We start from the raw sequence: 14,052 nt of genomic DNA, 5'->3' as shown, positions 1-14,052 counted from the left end.
GCAACCTAGGCCAGAGGTTATTTAGCTTTAAGTAGCTGTTTTATTTCAGCAAGCTCTTCTTGCAGTGGCTCAATCGCTGCTGCAACCGCCTTCTCGATATGACTTTGTAGCTTATCTTGCAACAGGGCCAATTGTGCCTCAGATAACTCTACCGTTTGGATATTTTCACTACTTTTATCAGCACTATTTAACCCCTTATTCGCCTTATCAACACTGGTCTTCTCTGGCTGATGCTGCCAGCTTTTAAGGGTGTTAATAATCGTGGGTAATGGCGCGGCTTCGCTGAGCTTTGCTTTCACTTTCGCGACTGTTGGGCTTTGTCCATCGTTGGCAAGCTGGTTAGCAATGGCTAAAATTTCGTCTTTAATCGTCATAATGCTTATTCGTGTGAAAAAATTAACAAGTATTAGCAAATATGACCAAGTGCTAAATTTCAAAGCTTTGATGCATTCATTGAAAATATAATAAAATCAATAGCTTGAAATCTTGGTGCATGACTTGCTGAGTGGTAAGCAATAATAATCAAACTTAGGGAATTATAGAAGATGAAAAAGTCACTTGTTTTATTATTAACTGCATTACCGCTAACAATGGCATTGAGTGGCTGTGTAGTTTCAGTGGGGGGTGACGATGGTCACTACGGGTATGATTTAGGTGATCGAGAATACGAAAACCGTAAAAAGATCGCACGCTTACAATTGAATGCATCTTTTGCTGATGTGCAATCACGTTTAGGTGTTGCAGATTTTAACGAGGTTTACCAAAAAGACGGTGAAAATGTGCAAGTACTTTATTACCGCACTAACCGTAAACACAAAGACGGCATCACTACTAAAGACGAATGTACACCACTCATTTTCCGCGATGGTTTGTTAGTTAGTTGGGGTGAAATGGCTTACGCTCAACTTTAAAACGACAAACCAGCTAACCTTAAAGCCGAAGCGCTAACCTTAACGTTAGCGCTTTTTTTGTGCTGATGTTTTTCGGCTATTTTGAATTGGTGTTTCAGTTAATTAAATTGATATCAGAAGTTAAAGCTACCTTAGCTGTGAATCTAGGCTATCAACAATTTCTGCCCAATCAGCGTCTTCCGCAATTGCTTGCTCAATAAAACCTTGTTGTGCTTTACTCCAAAAACTTGCCTGCGCCAGCCGAACTGAACTGGGTATGCCTTTATGTTTGGCGATAAAGGCATTGATTTCAGCGGGTGAATTTGCAAGTCCCAATTGTGCAAACAGCGTGTTCATTGAATGTAAGGAAGTGTCCATAAGCAGGCCTTTCAAAGCTAACGAGGTTATGTTTTTGTCGTTTAATTATAGTGAAGCTTAACAAGGGTGAGAGGAAAAGTAGCAAAGGCGAATGCTGATTGTTTATTGACCTAATTCTTCGCTTGTTGCTATGGTGGTATTGCAAACAAGAAAAATAAAAACGATTAGCGAATAGTGCACGTACTACTACAATAAATTAACAACAGGTTTGTACGCTATTGCCGTGATAAAGATGCTTATTTCAATTGGTATGAATATAAAAGCACAAATCACACGCTATCAAGCAATTAAAAAATGGGGGAGTCTATGACGCAAACGGTATCCGCACCACAAGATGTTGATATTCGAGCAACTTATTTAGCCGCAGAGGATCTTAAGCTTGCCGCTTCTTTACTGTATCAAGCCTACCACGATGACCCTGTCTTTTTAGAAATTTTCCATGGCGACAAAGAAGATTATGAACAACGGTTGCGCACATCAATTCGTGAAGAATTGGGCGCGTTTTGGCAAGCTAAACAACCGATGGTTGGCTTGTATCTTGGTGAGGCCATGGTGGGCGTTGCTTGTTTAAATGGTCCAGATGATGGCGTTGGTTTTGAACGCTTTTGGCATTGGCGCTTAAAAATGCTGTTAAACGCAGGGTACTTCTCAACCAAACAAATGATGGAAAAAGAAAAGCTGATCATGTCGCAAGTGCCCTTAGCGAAATTCCATATGCTCAGTTTTATTGCCATTCACCCTTTGCATCAACATCACGGTTTTGGTCATTATTTAATGGCTGCGGTTAATACTGTGCTTGAAGAACACCCTGATAGCCAAGGTGTTGCCGTATACGCCACTAATGATAAGTATCGAGAGTTTTTCAAAGACGTCGATTACGAACTGATTAAAGAAGTGCAAGTGGGTAAAGTAAAGGGTGCGCTCATGGTGCATCACAGAGAAAATACACTAACGGGGAGCTAAGCATGGCAACGCCCAAAAAATATCAAAGCTTTGAAGAATTTTACCCGTTTTACCTATCGCAACACCAAAATAAAATTTGCCGAGGTTTACATTACATCGGCAGCGCAGTAGCACTTGCATTACTCGCATTAGCCTTTGTTAAGCAAACTTGGTGGCTGGTATTGCTAGCTCTTGTTTCCGGCTATGCCTTTGCTTGGGTCGGACATTTTTTCTTTGAGAAGAATCGTCCGGCAACCTTTACCTATCCTTGGTACAGCTTTATTGGTGACTGGCGAATGCTTAAAGAGTTTTTAACGAACCGCCAAAGCCCAAAACAATAGTGTTATAAATTGCGAATTTAGTGAAAGCACCAAATTGATGGAATCAATTGGTGCTTTTTTTATGTTAATAGCGTTCATTTACTTAGGCTCTGTGCCAATAGATGTCAATGCGCGTGAATAGGCTTGATTTTTATTGTCTTGCTGACGTTTAGCTTGCTACACTTTGCCCGTTTTTGACCTTAATTACCTAATTTATATCTCTATGAAGTTCAGCCCACTTGTCCAAGAATTAATTGAATCTTTTCGTTGTTTACCTGGTGTTGGCGCCAAAACTGCCCAGCGTATGGCGTTTCACTTATTAGAGCGAAACCGTCAAGGTGGTGCTAAGCTGGCGGAAACGATGGCAAAAGCAATGGAGCAGGTCGGGCATTGTCAGCAGTGTCGTAACTTTACTGAACAAACCTTATGCGATATTTGTGAAAGCCCGCGTCGCCAGCATGCTGAACAATTATGTATTGTTGAAAGCCCAGCAGATGTTATTGCCATCGAGCAAACGGGTGAGTTTCAAGGTCGATACTTTATTTTAATGGGGCACTTATCACCAATCGACGGCATTGGCCCAGAAGATTTAGGGTTAGACTTGCTTGAAGCACAACTGCAACAGGGCGGTATTAAGGAAGTGATTTTAGCCACCAACCCTACAGTTGAAGGGGAAGCCACTGCGCACTTTATCGCGGAAATGGCAAAGTCATTTGAAGTCAATTTATCGCGTATTGCTCACGGAGTGCCAGTAGGCGGCGAGCTTGAGTATGTTGATGGCAATACTTTGTCACATGCGTTGTCAGGCCGAAAAAGCTATCAGGTATAGTTCACTATAAAACTGCGGTGACAAGTGGTTTACTCGACACCGCAAATCCTTGTTACCCGATAGCCCTTAAAGGTTGGCGTGCGGGCCAAATACCTCATAATGAATACATGACTCATCTACACCAAGTTTGAGTAGTTGCTGCTTGGCAAACTGCATAAATCCGACTGGACCACAAAGATAAAAATCACCATTTGTATCTAATGGTAAATCAATTACTGAAAAATCCAATATACCTGTGAAGGTGTTTGGTTGGTCAGCTGCTCCTTCTCGATACCAAGTATACGCTTGCCAACCTTGTTGTTTACATTGCTTTGCTGTGTGATTGGCAAAAGAGTGTTGCGCCTTGTTTTCACAGGCATGTAAATAAATAACCTGTTGTGAATAGTTGTTCTGAGCGAGCGTATCCAACATGGCTTGCATTGGGGTAATGCCAACACCAGCTGAAATTAGCACTACAGGTCGTTGACGATCTTGCCAATAAAAGTCGCCGGTAGGGGCGTGTAAATCAACAATGTCACCTAGGTTTAAATGATCGTGTAAATAGTTCGACATCACACCATTGCGCTCGCTTACATCGCTTAACTCACGTTTTACCGAAATGCGGTAGCTCTTACCATTTGGGCTAGTTGACAGCGAGTATTGTCGAATTTCGTTGTAAGGTGATGTTGTCGGCTTTAACTCAATGCCTATGTACTGACCGGGAAAGTAGTTCATGACAGGCTGCTGATCAATCGGTTCAAAAACAAAGCTTGTGACCAACTCAGATTCTTGAATTTTCTCTACTAGGCTAAAGGCACGTTTACCACGCCAGCCACCTGTCGCAGTTTCACGGTTAACATATAATTCTTCTTCCAGGTTGATAAACAAGTTGGCGAGTACTTGATATGCGGTTGACCATGCTTTTTCAATCGCTTGTGTGAAATGCTCGCCCAGCAGCTCGCGCATGGTTTCAATAAGATGATGACCAACAATTTTGTAATCGTCTGGTTTAATATGAAAGCTCACGTGTTTATTGGCGATACGCTCAACGGCATGTTTTAACACGTTAATCTTATCTAGGTTTTTCGCATAGGCGACAATCGCCTCGAACAATGCTGCTTTCTGTCGACCGGTTTCTTGATTGGTTAAATTAAAAATATCTTTCAGCTCAGGATTGTGGTGAAACATTCGTTGATAAAAGTGCGCTGTTACAGCATCACCGGCCTGCTCAATAAGCGGTAAGGTTGATTGCACTAGGCTAATATCTTGAACGGAAAGGGCTTGATTAGATTGCATGTCTACTCCAACAAACTAGAAAGTTAAAAGTGAGCTTACTGACGAGGTTTAGTAAGTATTGGCCAGTAAGTGAAGAAAAATAAGCTAAATGCGATACCCCATAGCAAGGCGCTAAGCTGCCAGCTCAGCAGGGTATAGCCTAGGTGTGGCAAGATAAAACGAACTAATGCGGCGGCAGCTACCAAGTAAAATGCCAAATTGATATGGCGTTTTGTGATTAACGCGCGCCCCGTATGGCCTAGTGATACTCGACTCATCATAGCAATGATCATCAAACCTACTGCGCCAATAGTGATTAAATGCAGTGCAGCGCTAAATTGAACCATAGGGGTAAGGTAGCTCAAACCCAGCGCGATAAGCCCTAGACTCATTAATAAGTAGGCTAAGTGCAACGACCAAAGCAGTGGCACATCCAGTGTTTTCATACCTGACCAACGAGCGCAGCGCACTAGATGCAGTATGCCAGCAGATAGCATAAATAGGGCTGGCGTGATTGGCAGGGAGATAAACTGCCCAAGGATAAAAATAGTGATGCCAGCAATGGCGACTGGTAGTAGCGCCATTTCCAGCGAAGGTAGCGGTTGCTTGGGCTCAGTACCAGCCCCGCGAACTGTAAAAAACGGGATTACACGGCCACCAACAACCGCCATCACTAGGGTAAAAATGAGTACCGCTGAGCGTGCAAAATACAGTGCTAAATCTGTTTTCCCTGCTAAACCACAGCCTAATACGAGCAAATTGACCGTTGCTAGCGCACTAAGTAGAGGAATAAACAAGTAGTTTCGCTTGTTCTTCGCGCGCAACACAATACGCACATAGTAGCCAATAATAGCAAGCCACCAAAGGCTCTGTAGTGCAATGGCAAAAGCTAGACTTGTTATTGTGTTGTACCAAAGAAGCGCTCTCACCATGACCCAAATTGCAAGCAGTGCCATAACTGGACGACCGCTAATGCTTGGTGAACTTGTCCAAGTTTGCACCGCGGTTAAGATAAACCCAATAGCAACAGTGGCAGCAAAACCAAATATCATCTCATGAGCGTGCCAAACTAAGCTGGGTAAGTAGAGAGCTTTAGCAGTAATTGGACTCTCAAAACTAAGATCTGATAGCGATGCCACCCAAAGCGCAACGGCAACTACAGAAAACAAGCTTGCCGCTAAAAAGAAGGCGCGAAATGACAATTGCCATAGTGGATGGCGATCATTAAATATGGATAAAGCTGAGGTATTGTTTTCAGCATTTACAGGTGGTTCAGATATCATCATCTTAAAACACCTTGTGACCTAACCCGTGGACACCAACGCAGCGTAAAACGTAACCCACTTTTAAAACACCAGCAAAAATGATTGTCGCGATATGCGCGGTGACTTGGCTTGCAATCGAAAAGTATTGGTCAAAACCAAAAGTAATGGCAACGCACATCAAGGTGACGGTTAAAGAAGTAAGCATCATCCAATTGCCAATAAGAATGCATTTTTGAAAATTCAGCTGTGTTTGGTCAAATTGACGGTCATCAGCAATTAGAAAATTTGAATATGGTGCAGGGTACATAATGGCTCCGACGTTTTGGGTTTAATGCTTTTGCTAAAATCTGTAACTTACGCGACGTCATTTCTCTTGGAGTGCTAGCGGGGCTTATCTGCGCGCTATTGACCTTAGAATGACTTTCTAAGGCTTAGTTATCTAAGCGTTACCTACACGAGTCATATCAAGACTAGTGCCAATCTTTTAATGTATTGAAATATATATAAATATTTTAATTTTATGATTTTATTGAGTCAAAATAACACAGGATTTAAACAGGTCATAAAGACATGGTTGTGTGTATTTGATATAGTTGGGTTGAGTCAGCTGAAAGCTGCTAACGGTTTAACTAGGTACTTAGATAAAAAGGTAGGTAGTTAATTAGAGAAAAAGGTAGAGAGAAGCTAGCTAGTCGTTTCCATACCGACATAATGAACACAGCACAAAATTAAAAACAAAAAAACAGTAATCAAAATAACGGCAATCAAAAGAACAACCATCAAATGAACAATTTAGCTGACAATCAATTATTAGAATTATCTATTGAATTGGCACAGAGCGCGGCAAACGAGCAGCGCTTTGATGATGTCCTAACGGCAATTCGCAAGGTTATTACCTGTGATGCTATCGCTTTGCTCGTTATCAAAGGTGAATACTTGCAACCGATAGCTAGCCAAGGGTTAAGTGCTGATACCATGGGGCGACGTTTTGCCATTGATGAGCACCCTAGGTTTCGCCAAATTTGCAATGCAATAGAAGCGATACGATTTGCGGCTGACTCGCCACTTCCCGATCCCTATGATGGCCTGCTGAGTAGCAAAGAAGGCGATTTACCGATCCACGCTTGCATGGGGCTACCGCTTTATTTCGATGAAAACTTAATTGGCGTATTAACGCTTGATAGCTTAACACCGAATATATTCAATGGTTTGTCTGAGCGTGCACTGTCTTTGGTAAGTGCAATGGTCGCGGTTAATTTGCACACAGCGCTTACCTTAAACTCACTCGAATCGAATATTGATCACTCTAAAGCGGTAATGCGTGCTATCAACGAACCTAGCATGTCGGGTGCTCATACCGAACTTATTGGACAAAGTGCCGCGATGGAAAAGCTTAATCATGAGATAAGTATGGTTGCGCCTTCAAATTACTCTGTGTTGATTGAGGGAGAAAGTGGCACAGGTAAGGAGCTTATTGCTCATAGTATTCACCAGCAATCGAGCCGCTCTGAAGCAGCAATCATTCACGTGAATTGTGCTGCGTTACCCGAAAATTTGATTGAAAGTGAGCTATTCGGACATGTTAAAGGCGCCTTTACTGGTGCCGATAGTAAGCGCGCTGGTAAGTTTGTTATTGCTGACGGCGGCACTATTTTTCTTGATGAAGTGGGCGAACTGCCGCTTGCTGCGCAGAGCAAGTTATTACGAGTGCTACAAAGCCAAGAGGTTCAACCGGTTGGGCAAGATGAAGTTATCACTGTCAATGTTCGCGTGATTGCGGCAACAAATCGCAATTTAAAAGATGAAGTCGAAAATGGCCGTTTTCGCGCTGATTTATATCACCGACTAAACGTTTACCCGATCAAAGTACCAGCATTGCGCGATCGCCATGGTGATGTCGCCTTGCTGGCTGGCTTTTTTATTGAACGTGCAAAACGCAAGCTTGGTGTCGGCCAATTAAAATTATCAACCAAGCTAATGCAGCAGCTAACGCATTACACTTGGCCTGGTAATGTTCGGGAATTAGAACATTTGTTAAATCGAGCGGCATTAAAAGCATGTGCAAAAGTGCCAGCTGCTAATCGTTATGAATCGATAGTAACAATTACGGATAACGATAGTGAATTAGTAGCCCCAATTGGTGGTTTTAGTGGTTCGAAACAAGCAACAGAAGAGGACTTGTTAGCAGTTTCTACTCAAACAGAAATAGGCAATGAATTTGCCAACAAGCAATTTGACGACACGCCAATAAATTTACGAGACAACGTTGATGCCTATCAGCGTCAGCTGGTGCGTCGTGCCTTATCCCTTTATCAAGGAAATTGGAGCAGGGCTGCTAAGCATCTGGGGGTTGATCGCGCTAACTTAACACGCCTTGCAAAACGGCTTGATATTCATATTGATAAAGTTATTCGTTAGTCTACCAGTTAAGCTAAAGCAATGATGTGCCAAATTAAAGCACACAATTTATGCACACTATGCCTCACTGGAAGTATTTGTTTTACGGCTGTTAGCTGCAAAATGACTTTGATCATCAGAATGATTGGTTTTGTCTCCAGATAAACCGCTTTCTTTCTGGCGATTATCATTACCATCATCACTTAACGTTTGTGTTGCAGACGCATTTTTTAAGATCATAAAGCCAAGAATGGCAGAAATAAATGACGCTAATAAAATACCAAGGCGTTCATCAACAATAATGTTGCTCCCTGTTGTTTCAAAGGCGAGCGAGCCGATAAACAAACTCATGGTAAAGCCGATACCACATAGCACTGATACACCGAAAATATGATACCACCCAATACCTGTTGGTAGCCTAGCAACGCCGAGTTTGATGGCAATAAAACACATCGACATAATACCCAGTGGCTTGCCTACCACTAATCCAAGCGCAATACCTAAGGTGATAGGATGAGTTATCGCCTCTGAAGTGAGCTCTCGAAAATCGATGCCAGCATTGGCAAAGGCGAAAAGTGGCAGAATAACAAAGGCAACAGAGCTGTGTAGGCTAGATTCTAGTTGCTTAACTGGCGAGTGGTCGGGATTCTTGCTATCGCGCATTGGGATAAAGAAAGCGAGTAATACCCCAGCTAAAGTGGCATGAACGCCTGATTTTAAAACTGCTACCCAAAGAATACCGCCAATTAAAATATAGGCCGGTATGTCAGACACTCCTTTTTTATTGAGCAAAGTTAAGATCACTAAACATATTGCGCTGATAAATAGCGGTACGGTTTCTATTTGTTGAGTGTAGAAAACCGCGATGATAACAATGGCGCCAATATCATCAATAATGGCAAGGGTCACTAGGAATATTTTAAGTGCGGCAGGAACTTGCTTGCCAAGTAACATTAGAATGCCGAGCGCAAAAGCGATATCGGTTGCGGCTGGAATGGCCCAACCAATGCGATTTACTTCATCGTGATAATTGAGCGCTAAATAAATGAGCGCTGGTATAACCATACCGCCGACAGCGCCAAAAATTGGAAGTAGGGTGTTTTTAGGTTCAGATAAGTGTCCTTCAAGCAGTTCGCGCTTTAATTCTAAACCGACCAAAAAGAAAAACGCTGCCATTAGGCCGTCGTTTACCCAAAGTAAAATCGGCTTATTTATCGCTAGACCACCGATATGAATGCCTGCTGGAATTTGGATCAGCATCTCGTAGTAGACAGACAAAGCGCTGTTAGCGACTAATAACGCTAACAGCGTTGCAAATAAAAGAATCAATCCTGCGGCAGCTTCCAGCTGCAAAAACTTCTTAATCGTGGTCATAGCTTAACCTGTTGTCGAAATTACCCTTTAGTTCCGGTTAGGAAAGATTTGTTATCACGAGAAAGCCCTTAAGCGCCATAAGCGAGTTAATAGCTTATGAACTTATTAGTAAATATAGTGCATGGGGCTGATAGGCACGTTGAACGCATTTGTGAGGTTAGTAGGTGGCGCTTACGTGCTATTAACTGCGTGTTATTTGCAACTGTAGTGTCGCGCCAGAATGTCGGTGACCGATTCCACATCAAGCTGAGCGTTATAATTAATTGCAGCTTTCTTTAGCACACTTTTGAATGTCTGATAGTCAATGTCGTCAGGCAAACATACTTGATCCATACCATACTTACGTGTTTTGACGACACTGTAGTTACTGGTGCTGGTTCTACTGTTGTAGGCGCGATCGACTAGGCCTTTTGATTTTACTGGTGCAAGCAGTGCTTGCTTTTTACTGATAAGGCCATAGAAAAAGCCCTGACAACCAACCTGTTGCTGCTGCGATATATTGTCGGATAAACATTCATTTATCATCGCCTCAGCTGAGAATTTAGCCGCTAGAGAAGGCGCTGAAAAGCTGAACAATACCGTTAAAACCAATACAATGGAAATACGCATAAATCACCTCATTAATTGACAGGTAGAAGTGGTTAACCAATTCTCAGACCAGTCAATTATTAGCCATGTGGTCTTTAAAGTTAATTTAACTCTCGTTAAGATAAAATCTGAATATTTCTGACTATTACTTCGTAATTTTCGAAATAATGCTCATTAAGTAGACTAGGTAAGCGGGACAGCGAATGCAGATAAATTATAACCATCTCTACTATTTTTGGGTGACAGCAAATGAAGGAGGAATCTCTCGAGCTGCACAAAAACTGAACCTTGCGCCCCAAACTGTGAGTGCGCAAATTGCGGCTTTAGAAGAGCGATTAGATCGACCGTTATTTATCAAACGTGGACGTAGTCTTGAGTTAACAGAATTTGGCGCCCTAACTAAATCTTACGCAGATGATATGTTTGCTAAGGCACAAGAGTGGTTGCACACGGTGGCGTCCGGAGAGAAACACGTCACTACCATGTGCCGAGTTGGTGTGACAGATGGCTTGCCTAAAACATTAGCCAGTAAATGGCTATCGCCAGCCTTGACGGGTGAACAGCATGTAAGGTTAGGCATTCAAGATGGCAACTTAGATGAACTTGTTGGTCAGCTGGCACTGCACAAACTTGATATGATTTTGACGGATTTGCCATTGATCGCCGACGTTGATCTACCGCTTTATTGTCAGCATATTGGTCACAGCGAAATCGGTTTTTTTGCCTCACACAGTGATGGCGATATTGATGAGCTTATCGCTAATTTTCCTTACTGCCTGGATCATGCTCAAGTGGTGATGCCAGGTCAAAACAGCAGTTTAACCCGCAGCCTAATGCAATGGTTTGATGTGAATAAAATAGCGCCTGATATTACGGTCTACGCTACCGACATCGCATTAATGAAATCACTAGGTCGGGATGGTTTTGGCATATTTCCCGCGCCACTGATGATTAAAGAAGAGATTATGGGTAAATTTAATGTTGCCTACATTGGTAAAGCAGAAAATATCTCTCAGGAATATCAACTCATTACCCCTCAAGGCAGCATTGTTCACCCGCTAGTGTCAAATATTGTTAAAATCGCCGCAGGTATTAATAGGGCTGACTAGACCAACAAATTTATCGTCTATCAGTTATGCAGCTATAAAAAAACAAGGTTATGAAAACAGTTAACTTTCTTATCAATGTCATCTCTGTACCAGCGGATCTTCTTGCTATCGCTGATAAACCTGAACATGAGCTTTATGTCACCTACCAGCTTTATCAAAACTCAGCGGACTCTAATTTGCTGCATAAAGTGTGGATGATTGATGAGTATAACGAACTATGGTTAGAGATTAACTTTGTCGATGAAGAGGGCGAGCCAGCGTTTCATACCCTCAAGCTTGATAGTGGTAGTTATGAAAAAGTTGAATTTGAGAGTTACTCTGTACTAACGGAATAGTATCTGCTTGTTTTTACCTCAATCAAGTTGATGTAAAAGCCCACTTCAAAAATCTCTAATAAATTTTCTTGAATTCAAAAACACTATCCCCATATCTCCTGTTAAGTAAAAAGTAGCGTAGCGGCTAGCTTGCCTAAATTAGCGCTACATTGGTTATTTTGAGTTCAGATAGGAGATGTTTCAGATGTCTGAGACAGGTCAAAAAGAAGTTCATGGTTTTCAAACTGAAGTAAAGCAATTACTTCAACTAATGATTCACTCACTATACTCTAACAAAGAGATTTTCCTACGTGAGTTAGTATCAAACGCGGCGGATGCGTCAGACAAATTACGTTTTAAAGCCTTACAAAACGCTGATCTTTTTGAAGGTGACGGTGAATTACGTGTTCGCGTAAGTGCCGATAAGGAAAACAACACAGTTACCATTTCTGATAACGGTATTGGTATGACAAGTGACGAGATCATCGCTCACTTAGGTACTATTGCAAAATCAGGTACGGCTGAGTTCTTCTCTAAACTATCTGGCGACCAAGCGTCAGACTCACAATTAATCGGTCAATTCGGTGTGGGTTTCTACTCAGCGTTTATCGTTGCTGACAAAGTCACTGTGCGCTCTCGTGCTGCCGGTGTTGCTTCAAGCGAAGGTGTGGAATGGCAAAGTGAAGGTGAGGGTGAGTTTACTACTCGCCAAATCGAAAAGTCAGGCCGTGGTACCGACATTATTCTTCACTTAAAAGAAGAAGAAAATGAATTCCTAGATGACTGGCGCTTAAAGTCAATTGTCACTAAGTACTCAGATCACATCTCAGTATCGGTTGAAATGCTAACACCGGAAATTCCAGCGGTAGAAGCACAACCGGAAGAAAAAGACGACGAAGGTAATGTGATTCGCCCTGCAACTGAAGCGCGTGACGCAGAGCCTGCCAAGTGGGAAGCCGTAAACAAAGCAACTGCGCTTTGGACACGTGAAAAAGCAGATGTCAGCGATGAAGAATACAAAGAATTCTACAAGCACGTTTCGCACGACTATGCAGAGCCAATGCTTTGGGAGCACAACAAGGTAGAAGGTACAACTGAGTACACGTCACTACTTTATATTCCGAGCAAGGCTCCATTTGATTTATACAATCGCGAAAAGCAACACGGTTTAAAACTATACGTGCAACGCGTTTTCATTATGGATGACGCAGAGCAATTTATGCCGACTTACCTGCGTTTCGTGAAAGGTTTATTAGACTCGAACGACTTGCCACTAAACGTATCGCGTGAAATTTTACAAGACAACAAAGTCACGCAAGCGATCCGTAAGGGTTGTACTAAGCGCGTACTTAAAATGCTTGAGAAACTAGGTAAGAAAGACCAAGAGCAATATCAATCATTCTGGAACGAATTTGGCCAAGTGCTAAAAGAAGGTCCAGCTGAAGATATGGCCAACAAAGAGCAAATCGGTAAGCTATTGCGCTTTGCGTCAACTAACGAAGATTCAAGCGTGCAAAACGTGTCGTTACCTGAGTACGTTGAGCGCATGAAAGAAGGCCAAGACAAAATTTACTACGTGGTTGCCGACAGTTTCGCCGCAGCGAAAAACAGCCCGCACCTGGAAGTATTCCGTAAGAAAGGTATTGAAGTCTTATTGCTATCTGACCGCATCGATGAATGGTTAGTTAGTCACTTAACTGAATTTGATGGTAAGCAACTACAATCTGTTGCGCGCGGTGGTGTTGACCTAAGCGGTATGGAAGATGAAGAATCAAAAGAAGCACAAGAAAAACTTGAGCAAGAGTTTGATTCAGTAGCCAAGCGAATGAAAGCAGCGTTGGGCGACAAAGTACAAGACGTTAAAATTTCTAACCGCTTAACGGACTCGCCAGCCGTTATTGTAACTGCCGAAGATGATATGAGTATTCAGATGCAAAAATTAATGGCATCTGTAGGTCAAGAAGTGCCAGAAACTCAACCAATCTTTGAAATTAACGCCGAGCACGAGCTAGTTAAACACATTGCCGATGAGCAAGACGATGACAAATTTAACCAGTGGATTGAAGTGTTATTTGAGCAAGCGACACTAGCAGAGCGTGGCAGCTTAAGCGACCCTGCATCATTCGTTGCTAAGCTGAATAAACTAATGATGAGCTTAGCTAAATAAAGTGCGAGAATAATCGCTCTTTATGAAAACACTAAGGCGCCAACTGGCGCCTTTTTTATTTCGGCTGGCCTGTCTTATACCAAATTGAGTAATTATTTGATCACTCAGCGAGAATTTAAAGGCTCATAGACAAGGCTTGGCGTGTAGAGAATGGTTATTCCCTTGTAAAATGGCATAACGCAGTATATGAGCCTTTAAAACTCGCCCTTGGGAATGCATAAGCAG

15 protein-coding genes are annotated in these 14,052 nt (G+C 42.4%); 8 read left to right on the top strand and 7 right to left on the bottom strand.

The genetic code is table 11. The features are described from left to right. Positions 1-17: 17 nt before the first annotated feature. The gene (locus DXX94_RS03665; protein WP_116013923.1) at positions 18-374 is read right to left on the bottom strand and encodes a DNA-binding protein; all 357 of its coding nucleotides are present in this window, start codon (positions 372-374) and stop codon (positions 18-20) included. Between the two features lie 171 nt (positions 375-545). On the opposite strand from DXX94_RS03665, the gene DXX94_RS03660 reads away from it, so the two are divergent. Next, a complete protein-coding gene (locus DXX94_RS03660; protein ID WP_115999897.1) occupies positions 546-911 on the top strand; it encodes a DUF3192 domain-containing protein in 366 nt (121 codons plus the stop codon). A gap of 126 nt (positions 912-1,037) precedes the next feature. Here DXX94_RS03660 and DXX94_RS03655 read toward each other — a convergent pair whose 3' ends face one another. Beyond that, entirely contained in the window at positions 1,038-1,268 is a 231-nt protein-coding gene (locus DXX94_RS03655) for a DUF2789 domain-containing protein (RefSeq protein ID WP_116013922.1), read from the bottom strand. Positions 1,269-1,574: 306 nt separating this feature from the next. Between DXX94_RS03655 and DXX94_RS03650 the strand changes: the two genes are divergently transcribed. From DXX94_RS03650 to recR, 3 genes are all read left to right on the top strand, one after another. After that, positions 1,575-2,231, top strand: a complete 657-nt coding sequence (locus DXX94_RS03650; RefSeq protein WP_116018275.1) for a GNAT family N-acetyltransferase — start codon at positions 1,575-1,577, stop codon at positions 2,229-2,231. 2 nt (positions 2,232-2,233) lie between these two features. Next, on the top strand, positions 2,234-2,551 hold the full coding sequence (locus tag DXX94_RS03645; RefSeq protein WP_116013920.1) for a DUF962 domain-containing protein: 318 nt from the start codon (positions 2,234-2,236) through the stop codon (positions 2,549-2,551). Between the two features lie 202 nt (positions 2,552-2,753). Beyond that, positions 2,754-3,359 (top strand): recombination mediator RecR, encoded by a 606-nt coding sequence (gene recR / locus DXX94_RS03640; RefSeq protein WP_116013919.1) that lies wholly within the window; start codon positions 2,754-2,756, stop codon positions 3,357-3,359. 66 nt (positions 3,360-3,425) lie between these two features. On the opposite strand, the gene hmpA is transcribed toward recR, so the two are convergent. Genes hmpA through DXX94_RS03625 form a run of 3 tightly spaced genes read right to left on the bottom strand, consistent with a single transcriptional unit; the run spans position 3,426 to position 6,185 of the window. After that, the gene (gene hmpA, locus DXX94_RS03635; RefSeq protein WP_116013917.1) at positions 3,426-4,634 is read right to left on the bottom strand and encodes an NO-inducible flavohemoprotein; all 1,209 of its coding nucleotides are present in this window, start codon (positions 4,632-4,634) and stop codon (positions 3,426-3,428) included. 35 nt (positions 4,635-4,669) lie between these two features. Then, on the bottom strand, positions 4,670-5,899 hold the full coding sequence (locus tag DXX94_RS03630) for an NnrS family protein (protein ID WP_258872091.1): 1,230 nt from the start codon (positions 5,897-5,899) through the stop codon (positions 4,670-4,672). A 1-nt stretch (position 5,900) separates the two neighbouring features. Next, positions 5,901-6,185, bottom strand: a complete 285-nt coding sequence (locus DXX94_RS03625; RefSeq protein ID WP_258872090.1) for a hypothetical protein — start codon at positions 6,183-6,185, stop codon at positions 5,901-5,903. 476 nt (positions 6,186-6,661) lie between these two features. On the opposite strand from DXX94_RS03625, the gene norR reads away from it, so the two are divergent. Then, a complete protein-coding gene (gene norR, locus DXX94_RS03620) occupies positions 6,662-8,296 on the top strand; it encodes a nitric oxide reductase transcriptional regulator NorR (RefSeq protein WP_116013916.1) in 1,635 nt (544 codons plus the stop codon). Between the two features lie 57 nt (positions 8,297-8,353). Here norR and nhaA read toward each other — a convergent pair whose 3' ends face one another. Further along, entirely contained in the window at positions 8,354-9,649 is a 1,296-nt protein-coding gene (gene nhaA / locus DXX94_RS03615; RefSeq protein ID WP_116013914.1) for a Na+/H+ antiporter NhaA, read from the bottom strand. Positions 9,650-9,841: 192 nt separating this feature from the next. Continuing rightward, positions 9,842-10,258, bottom strand: a complete 417-nt coding sequence (locus tag DXX94_RS03610; protein ID WP_116013912.1) for a hypothetical protein — start codon at positions 10,256-10,258, stop codon at positions 9,842-9,844. 182 nt (positions 10,259-10,440) lie between these two features. Here DXX94_RS03610 and nhaR point away from each other — a divergent pair, with 182 nt between their 5' ends. The 3 genes from nhaR (at position 10,441) to htpG (ending at position 13,827) form a co-directional block, all read left to right on the top strand. Then, positions 10,441-11,346 carry a transcriptional activator NhaR gene (gene nhaR / locus DXX94_RS03605; protein ID WP_116013911.1) on the top strand — a complete coding sequence of 302 codons (906 nt, stop codon included), beginning with the start codon at positions 10,441-10,443 and terminating at the stop codon, positions 11,344-11,346. 50 nt (positions 11,347-11,396) lie between these two features. Then, a complete protein-coding gene (locus tag DXX94_RS03600) occupies positions 11,397-11,681 on the top strand; it encodes a hypothetical protein (protein ID WP_116013909.1) in 285 nt (94 codons plus the stop codon). Between the two features lie 184 nt (positions 11,682-11,865). Then, positions 11,866-13,827: a molecular chaperone HtpG gene (gene htpG / locus DXX94_RS03595; RefSeq protein ID WP_116013907.1), complete on the top strand. Its 1,962-nt coding sequence runs from the start codon at positions 11,866-11,868 to the stop codon at positions 13,825-13,827. Positions 13,828-14,052 lie beyond the last annotated feature (225 nt).

Source organism: Thalassotalea euphylliae (assembly GCF_003390375.1).
GTDB classification, from domain to species: domain Bacteria; phylum Pseudomonadota; class Gammaproteobacteria; order Enterobacterales; family Alteromonadaceae; genus Thalassotalea_F; species Thalassotalea_F euphylliae_A.
The sequence above is the reverse complement of the archived record's forward strand: the minus strand, read 5'-3'. Positions and strand labels throughout refer to the sequence as shown.

Excerpts from the sequence above, each read along its gene's own strand:
- DXX94_RS03665 (WP_116013923.1), bottom strand. The coding sequence starts at position 374 with ATGACGATTAAAGACGAAATTTTAGCCATTGCTAACCAGCTTGCCAAC.
- DXX94_RS03660 (WP_115999897.1), top strand. The coding sequence starts at position 546 with ATGAAAAAGTCACTTGTTTTATTATTAACTGCATTACCGCTAACAATG.
- DXX94_RS03655 (WP_116013922.1), bottom strand. The coding sequence starts at position 1,268 with ATGGACACTTCCTTACATTCAATGAACACGCTGTTTGCACAATTGGGA.
- DXX94_RS03650 (WP_116018275.1), top strand. The coding sequence starts at position 1,575 with ATGACGCAAACGGTATCCGCACCACAAGATGTTGATATTCGAGCAACT.
- DXX94_RS03645 (WP_116013920.1), top strand. The coding sequence starts at position 2,234 with ATGGCAACGCCCAAAAAATATCAAAGCTTTGAAGAATTTTACCCGTTT.
- recR (WP_116013919.1), top strand. The coding sequence starts at position 2,754 with ATGAAGTTCAGCCCACTTGTCCAAGAATTAATTGAATCTTTTCGTTGT.
- hmpA (WP_116013917.1), bottom strand. The coding sequence starts at position 4,634 with ATGCAATCTAATCAAGCCCTTTCCGTTCAAGATATTAGCCTAGTGCAA.
- DXX94_RS03630 (WP_258872091.1), bottom strand. The coding sequence starts at position 5,899 with ATGATGATATCTGAACCACCTGTAAATGCTGAAAACAATACCTCAGCT.
- DXX94_RS03625 (WP_258872090.1), bottom strand. The coding sequence starts at position 6,185 with ATGTACCCTGCACCATATTCAAATTTTCTAATTGCTGATGACCGTCAA.
- norR (WP_116013916.1), top strand. The coding sequence starts at position 6,662 with ATGAACAATTTAGCTGACAATCAATTATTAGAATTATCTATTGAATTG.
- nhaA (WP_116013914.1), bottom strand. The coding sequence starts at position 9,649 with ATGACCACGATTAAGAAGTTTTTGCAGCTGGAAGCTGCCGCAGGATTG.
- DXX94_RS03610 (WP_116013912.1), bottom strand. The coding sequence starts at position 10,258 with ATGCGTATTTCCATTGTATTGGTTTTAACGGTATTGTTCAGCTTTTCA.
- nhaR (WP_116013911.1), top strand. The coding sequence starts at position 10,441 with ATGCAGATAAATTATAACCATCTCTACTATTTTTGGGTGACAGCAAAT.
- DXX94_RS03600 (WP_116013909.1), top strand. The coding sequence starts at position 11,397 with ATGAAAACAGTTAACTTTCTTATCAATGTCATCTCTGTACCAGCGGAT.
- htpG (WP_116013907.1), top strand. The coding sequence starts at position 11,866 with ATGTCTGAGACAGGTCAAAAAGAAGTTCATGGTTTTCAAACTGAAGTA.